The organism is Hyphomicrobium sp., assembly GCF_036833075.1.
GTDB lineage: Bacteria > Pseudomonadota > Alphaproteobacteria > Rhizobiales > Hyphomicrobiaceae > Hyphomicrobium_C.
In genome coordinates this window covers 1-6,739 of sequence record NZ_DAITQL010000136.1, presented here as the reverse complement: position 1 = coordinate 6,739, position 6,739 = coordinate 1, and the positions used below count along the sequence as shown (strand labels likewise).

5 protein-coding genes are annotated in these 6,739 nt (G+C 65.7%); 3 read left to right on the top strand and 2 right to left on the bottom strand.

Annotated features, from left to right (window positions below; translation table 11 throughout):
* The first annotated feature begins 354 nt into the window (after positions 1 to 354).
* The gene (gene glyS / locus V7082_RS21035; RefSeq protein ID WP_334151608.1) at positions 355 to 2,637 is read left to right on the top strand and encodes a glycine--tRNA ligase subunit beta; all 2,283 of its coding nucleotides are present in this window, start codon (positions 355 to 357) and stop codon (positions 2,635 to 2,637) included.
* A 138-nt stretch (positions 2,638 to 2,775) separates the two neighbouring features.
* The gene (locus tag V7082_RS21030; RefSeq protein ID WP_334151607.1) at positions 2,776 to 2,994 is read left to right on the top strand and encodes a hypothetical protein; all 219 of its coding nucleotides are present in this window, start codon (positions 2,776 to 2,778) and stop codon (positions 2,992 to 2,994) included.
* 112 nt (positions 2,995 to 3,106) lie between these two features.
* Here V7082_RS21030 and V7082_RS21025 read toward each other — a convergent pair whose 3' ends face one another.
* Both V7082_RS21025 and V7082_RS21020 read right to left on the bottom strand, forming a co-directional pair.
* Positions 3,107 to 5,011 carry an ATP-binding cassette domain-containing protein gene (locus V7082_RS21025; RefSeq protein ID WP_334151605.1) on the bottom strand — a complete coding sequence of 635 codons (1,905 nt, stop codon included), beginning with the start codon at positions 5,009 to 5,011 and terminating at the stop codon, positions 3,107 to 3,109.
* Between the two features lie 91 nt (positions 5,012 to 5,102).
* Complete coding sequence (locus tag V7082_RS21020) at positions 5,103 to 5,942, bottom strand: N-acyl homoserine lactonase family protein (RefSeq protein WP_334151603.1); 840 nt, start codon at positions 5,940 to 5,942, stop codon at positions 5,103 to 5,105.
* 40 nt (positions 5,943 to 5,982) lie between these two features.
* Here V7082_RS21020 and V7082_RS21015 point away from each other — a divergent pair, with 40 nt between their 5' ends.
* Positions 5,983 to 6,651 (top strand): TetR/AcrR family transcriptional regulator, encoded by a 669-nt coding sequence (locus V7082_RS21015; protein ID WP_334151601.1) that lies wholly within the window; start codon positions 5,983 to 5,985, stop codon positions 6,649 to 6,651.
* Positions 6,652 to 6,739: the final 88 nt, after the last annotated feature.

Sequence of the window (6,739 nt, the reverse complement as noted above, 5' to 3'; positions counted from 1 at the left end):
AGCCTGCGCCCGAGCCGACGCCGGCTCCCGAGGTCGCGCCCGCTCCTGAGCCGACGCCCGCGCCGGAGACGGCACCGGAGGCTGAGCCGACGCCTGCGCCAGAGGCCGCACCCGAAGCGCCTGCGGAGCCTGAGACGGCGCCGGATACGGAGCCCGCGCCGGCCCCGTAAGGACGGGCCTCGCCGACATCTCGTTCGAAGCCGAGGGCATGCCGTCCGCATGTCCTCGGCTTTTCCGTGGCTTTTCCGTTTTCCCGAACACGCAGTCCCGGGTTGCCCGGGTGCGGCCGGGCTCGTATGTGTCTTTGCGGTCGCCGCGTCGCGCGGCCTTTCCCGTCTTCAAGAGGCATGCGCCATGGCCGAACTGCTGCTCGAGCTCTTTTCCGAGGAGATCCCCTCGCGCATGCAGGCGCGGGCCGCGGACGATCTCAAACGGCTCGTTACCGAGGGCCTGCGCGCCGAGGGGCTAGAGGTTGGTGAGGCGCACGGCTTTGCAACGCCGCGCCGGCTCGCACTCGCCGTCTCGGACGTGCCGGCGCAGTCGCCGCCCGTGTCCGAGGAGCGCAAGGGGCCGCGCGTCGGAGCGCCGGAGCAGGCGGTCGCGGGCTTCCTCAAGGCAGCGGGCCTCGCCTCGATCGGAGAGGCCGAGATCGTCAAGGACGAGAAGAAGGGCGACTACTACGTCGCGCGCATCGAGAAGTCCGGCCGGTCGGCGGCGGAGATCACGGCCGAGGTCGTGGCGGGCGTGCTCGCAAAATTCCCGTGGCCGACGTCGATGCGCTGGGGCTCGGGCAGCTTCCAATGGGTGCGGCCGCTGAAGTCGATCATCTGCCTCATCGACGGAAAGGTTGTGCCGCTCGAGGTTGCGGGGCTCAAAGCTTCCAATGCAACACGCGGCCACCGCTTCCACGGCAACGAGGTGTTCGAGGTCGAAAGCTTCGAGGACTATGCCGACAAGCTCGCCGGTCACGCGGTGATGCTGAATGCCGCCGAGCGCGTGGAGGAGATCCGCGAGCAGGCGGAGGTGCTGGCCAGGAAGGCGGGCCTCGAGCTGATCGCGGACGAGGGGCTGCTCGCGGAGAACGCCGGGCTCACCGAATGGCCGGTCGTCCTCATGGGCACCTTCGACAGGAGCTTCCTCGACGTTCCGCCCGAGTGCCTGATCACGTCCATGAAGATGCATCAGAAGTGCTTCTCGCTACGCGACCCCAAGACGAAGGCGCTCGCCAACAGATTCATCCTGGTCTCGAACCTCACGGCGACGGACGGCGGGGCTGAGATCGTCTCCGGCAACGAGACGGTGATCCGCGCGCGGCTCTCGGACGCGAAGTTCTTCTGGGACCAGGATCTCAAGCGGCCGCTCGACGAGATGATCATCGCGCTCGAGGGGATCACGTTCCACGAGAGGCTCGGCACGCAGAAGGAGCGGGTGGAGCGCATCAAGGAGCTCGCCTTCCGGATCGCGGGCGCGGTCGATGCCGATCCGCAGGACGCGCGGCGCGCCGCCGAGCTCTGCAAGGCGGATCTCGTCTCTGGCATGGTCGGCGAGTTCCCGGAGCTGCAGGGCCTTATGGGTCGCTACTATGCGATGGCGGCGGGGACCGCTCCCGCGATCGCGCGGGCGATCGAGCTGCACTACAAGCCGAAGGGTCCCTCCGATACGGTGCCGAAGGAGGAGGAGGGGGATGCGGTCGCGATCGCAGTCGCGCTCGCCGACAAGCTCGACACGCTGGTCGGCTTCTGGGCTATCGGCGAGAAGCCGACGGGCTCGGGCGATCCCTATCAGTTGCGCCGCGCGGCGCTCGGCGTGATCCGGATCGCGGTCGAGAACGATCTCAGGGTGCCGCTCCTCACCGCCTTCGATCATGCGTACGATCAGCTCAAGCAGGGGGCGTCGAGGAAAGGAAACCTGTTCCTGTTTGCCAAGGTCGTGGCCGACACGGCGCAGGATGAAATGATGCGCTCGAAATGGATCGACGTGGACGAGGAGGCGGGCTGGAACAGCATCAGCGTCTGGTCGGTGAAGGAGCCCGAGACCTATCTGAAGGACAGGCAGAAGGACATTCCGCTCGCGGCGCTGACCGGGACGTTCGCGCTCCCGTCGTCCGTGAAGCAGGATCTGCTGTCGTTCTTCGCCGACCGGCTCAAGGTCTATCTCAAGGACCAGGGCGCGCGCCACGATCTGATCGATGCCGTGTTCTCGCTCGGCGGACAGGACGATCTCGCTCTGATCGTGAAGCGCGTCCAGGCGCTGGGTGCGTTCCTCAAAACCGACGACGGCGCCAACCTGCTCGCCGGGGTCAAGCGCGCCTCCAACATCCTCGCCATCGAGGAGAAGAAGGACAGGACCAGCTACGCGGGCCGCTACGACCTCGCCGTCCTCAAGGAGAAGGACGAGCTGGCGCTGGCGGCGGCCATTGAAAGCGTGAAGCAGGATACGGTCGCGGCGATCAACGTCGAGAACTTCAAGGGGGCCATGAACGCGCTCGCGGAGCTGCGCGCGCCGGTGGACGCCTTCTTCGATAAGGTTACGGTTAACGATGCCGAGCCGAAGCTACGCGAGAACCGCCTGAAGCTGCTCTCGGAAATTCGTGCTGCAACGCTGACGGTCGCCGACTTCTCCCGCATCTCGGGATGACGGATCCCGTGTGCGCACGAGCGCTGGGACGGCCTCGGCGGCGGACGATGCAGCCGGCCCCCGTACGTAGTCGCCCGTAGATCGACAGGAGACCGATTCGGTCTAGTCTGCGCCGATCTCGGGAAGGGGAAGGCGACAATGGATAACGCTTGCCGATCCACTGCATTCAGCATCGCCAAGGACGGCAAGTATCACGACGCGACGTTTCGTGTCGATGGAGGTGTCGTCTCGGTTCTCTATTGGGGGCCGGACGGCGTCACGCGGCGCGAGGCGCAGGCGATCGATCTCGAGCGGCCCGAGGAGACGGCCTGCCAGCTCCTGAGCCAGATCGTCGAGGCACAGCCTCAGTTCACCTGATCCGCTCCTCACCTCATCTGATCCACAGTGCGCGGCTGTTTCTATTGGCAGCGGAAGCGCTCCACGTCCGCAATGAGACCGCTGCGTGAGGCTTCGGTGGGATAGGGCCCGATCAAGCCGTCGTGGTTTGGGACAGGGCATCCTCGTAAGCGCCGGTAGCGGCGAGCCAGGCTTCCTCCGCTTCGGTGAGACGCTTCGCCATCTGCCCGCGCTCGAGCGAGATGCGGCTCGCCTTTGCGGCATCGGCGTAGAGATCCGGCGAGGCGAGCAGCGCGTCGAGCTTCGCAAGCTCTGCCGACAGGCGCTCGACCGTCTTCTCTGCCGCCAGCATGGTCTTTTTCAGCGGCGCCAGCTCGGCGCGCCGGTCGGCTGCCGCCTTGCGCTGGTCGGCGCGGCTCGTGCGCGTGTCCGGGGTGCCGTCGGCTTGGGCGCGCCGTTCCGTTCTCGGTGCACGCGATTGCAGCAGCTCGGCGCGGTAGCTGTCCATGTCGCCGTCGTAGGACCTCACCGTGCCGTCCGCGACCAGCCACAGGCGATCGGCGGTCGCCTCGACCAGGTGTCGGTCGTGGCTGATGAGGATCACCGCGCCCTCGTACTCGGCGATGGCGTGGATCAGTGCCTCGCGGCTGTCGACATCGAGGTGGTTGGTCGGCTCGTCCAGGATGAGGAGATGAGGCGCGTGGAAGGCGGTCAGCGCCAGGAGCAGGCGCGCCTTCTCGCCGCCCGAGAGGTTGGCGCATTTCGTGTCCGCCTTGTCGGCGCCGAAGCCCCAGGTGCCGAGGCGGGCGCGGCGCTGGGCCTCTGTGGCTTCGGGCATCATCCTCACGACGTTGTCGAAGGGCGTGGACAGCGGGTTCAACTCGTCGAGCTGGTGCTGGGCGAAATAGCCGACGGTGATGCGGCCCATGCCGAACACGTCGCCCGAGAGCGGCGCGAGCTTGCCGGCGACGAGCTTGGCGAAGGTCGATTTGCCGTTGCCGTTGGCGCCGAGCAGCGCGATGCGGTCGTCCTGGTCGATGCGCAGGTCGAGGCCGGTCAGGACGGGGCGCGCCGGATCGTAGCCGGCGGATGCCTTCTCGATGCGGATCAGCGGGCTCGCGAGCGGCTTCTCCGGGCTCGGCAGCGCGAAGGGCGCGACGCGATCCTCCACCTGGTCGGCGATGGGCTGCATCTTGGCGAGGTATTTGACGCGGCTCTGGGCCTGCCTGGCCTTCGTCGCCTTGGCCTTGAAGCGGTCGATGAACGCCTGGATGCGACGACGCTCCTCGTCCTGCTTCTTCTTGAGCTTGAGCTCGAGGCTCTGGCGTGCGCGGCGCGTCTCCTCGAAGTCGTCGTAGCCGCCGCTGTAGAGCGTGAGCTTGCCGCGGTCGAGATGCAGGATGGCGCCGGCGGCGCGGTTCAGGAGATCGCGGTCGTGGCTCACGATCACGACGGTGTGCGGGTAGCTCTTGAGATAGCTCTCGAGCCAGAGCGTGCCTTCGAGATCGAGGTAGTTGGTCGGCTCGTCGAGCAGCAGGATGTCGGGCTCGAGGAAGAGCACCGAGCCGAGTGCGACGCGCATACGCCAGCCGCCCGAGAACGCGCGGCAGGGACGCTGTTGCGCTGCTTCGTCGAAGCCGAGGCCGGCGAGGATGCTCGCGGCGCGCGCGGGGGCGGCGTGGGCGCCCATGTCGGCGAGCCGGATCTGGATCTCGGCGATACGGTTGGGATCGGTCGCCGCTTCCGCTTCGGCGAGCAGGGAGGCGCGCTCGGTGTCGGTCGAGAGCACCCACGCGATGAGGCTCTCCTCGCCGCCGGGGGCCTCCTGGGCGATGCGGCCGATGCGGGCGCCGCGCGGGATGGTGATGGTGCCCTGGTCGGCGTGGAGATCGCCGGCGATCAGCTTCAGGAGCGTCGATTTGCCGGCGCCGTTGCGGCCGACGAGGCCGACCTTGTGGCCTTCGGGGATGGCCGCGGTCGCGCCCTCGAGGATCGGCTTGCCTTCGATGCGGTAGGTGAGATCGTTGATGTGCAGCATGGCTGGGTAGCCGATAGCTGCCCGCGGCGGACTTGTCACGCGGGGAGCAGAGGCATTGGCGTGCGAAACGCCGCGCGGGCCAGCGGACACCTCAGGAAAAAACGACCCGCTTCGCTAATCGCCCGGGGCCGTCCGGATCATGAGCCGGCAAAATGATGGTCGGCTCTTTGGCTGCGAACGCCTTGATGGCACGTAGAGTTGCGATCGAGCGCGCTGGGTCGTTGGTCACTCCATCGGCTTTCTCCGCGCGCAGATTGGCTTCGGTGTAGGTCGCGTCGCCAGCCAGAAAATAGGTTACGTCCTCCCCCCTGACGACGACGGACATGTGCCCTTCGCTGTGGCCGGGCGTCGGCACCATAAAGATCCGACCGTCCTTGGTAATCGGATGAACGAATGGAAAAGGCCCCGAGGCGGATGTTTCGGCAGAGATCAGGTCGGGCTTGAACCAGATCGGCCAGCGCTGCGGCAGACAGCCCATCATCTTGCCCTTCAATCCCGCGGACGCCTCATAGCTCTCCCGCGGCGCGATGATCCGGTTGTGCGGGAAGTGGTCAAGGCCGCCGGTGTGATCATGATGGAAATGCGTGAGGATGACGGCTGCAACATCGCGCGCCGGATCGACGTTCATCTCGGCAAGCCGCGATCCGATCTCTTCCAGCGGTGCGACCTTGATCTGCACCTGCTTGGTGAAGAACGGATTCCACCAGGGCAGATACCCAGGCACCGAGTTTCGCCAGGTGTCGCCGGTGTCGACGATGAACTTCCCTTCCGGATGCTCGATGAGGAACGACAGGATCGGCAGCGGATCGACCCACTGCGGGTCGCGGAAGATATCAATTTTTCGACCGATGCCGCCGCGACCATCCTGGCCTGTCATCTGGGCCGTCTTCATCCGGGCCTTGCCGGTCTCGATGGGAAAAACGCGGATCATTGCGAGCTCCATACATAGAACGAACGCTCGTTCTAAATAAATGCCGCTGACAGTCCTTGTCAAGAACGAACGTTCGTTCTATGAAAGAGATATGGCAAAATTATCAGAAGAACAAAGACTTGCTCGGCGCCAGCAGATCCTGAATGCGGGCTGGCGATGCTTCGAACGCAACGGCCTTCACGCGACGCGGATGGACGACATTATCGCCGAAGCGGAGCTCTCTGCAGGCGCCGTCTATTCCTACTTCAAGAACAAGGACGACCTCATCCGGGCCGCTTTGACGACGTCCATGACGGGCCTCTCCGAACGGCTGCGGCCGATGCTGGAGAGCGACGAACCGCCGCCGCCCGTCATCCTCCTTGAAGGCATCGCCGCCGCAGTCGAGGACTACACGAAGCGCGACGGGTTCGATCTCAAGCGGCTTGCTCTGCTCGGCTGGGCGGAGAGCCAGCGCGATGAGACGCTGAAGGGGATCATGCATGCCTTCTACACCGGATTTGTTGCGCAACTCGCGGGCTGCGTCTCGCGATGGAAGAAGGCGGGTCTCGTCACGTCTTCAGCAAATGACGATCACATCGCGAGGGCGCTGCTTGCCCTCGTGCTTGGGTACGTGGTCCAAGCCGCCGTCGTCGGCGGACTAGATCCCAAGATTTTGAGGGAAGGCGTGGAAGGTCTTATGGCCTCGACGCCGAGACGGCTGAAAAGTTAGGGAACCTCTGAAGAACTCCTCGGAAGTGGCGGATGACCCTCCCCCTCAACGGGTACCCGAAATAATGTAGACTCCGTTCGTCACCCCA

Bases quoted from the DNA above. Each gene is read 5' to 3' on its own strand.
- V7082_RS21015 (WP_334151601.1), top strand. From the start codon at position 5,983: ATGCCGCTGACAGTCCTTGTCAAGAACGAACGTTCGTTCTATGAAAGA.
- glyS (WP_334151608.1), top strand. From the start codon at position 355: ATGGCCGAACTGCTGCTCGAGCTCTTTTCCGAGGAGATCCCCTCGCGC.
- V7082_RS21025 (WP_334151605.1), bottom strand. From the start codon at position 5,011: ATGCTGCACATCAACGATCTCACCTACCGCATCGAAGGCAAGCCGATC.
- V7082_RS21030 (WP_334151607.1), top strand. From the start codon at position 2,776: ATGGATAACGCTTGCCGATCCACTGCATTCAGCATCGCCAAGGACGGC.
- V7082_RS21020 (WP_334151603.1), bottom strand. From the start codon at position 5,942: ATGATCCGCGTTTTTCCCATCGAGACCGGCAAGGCCCGGATGAAGACG.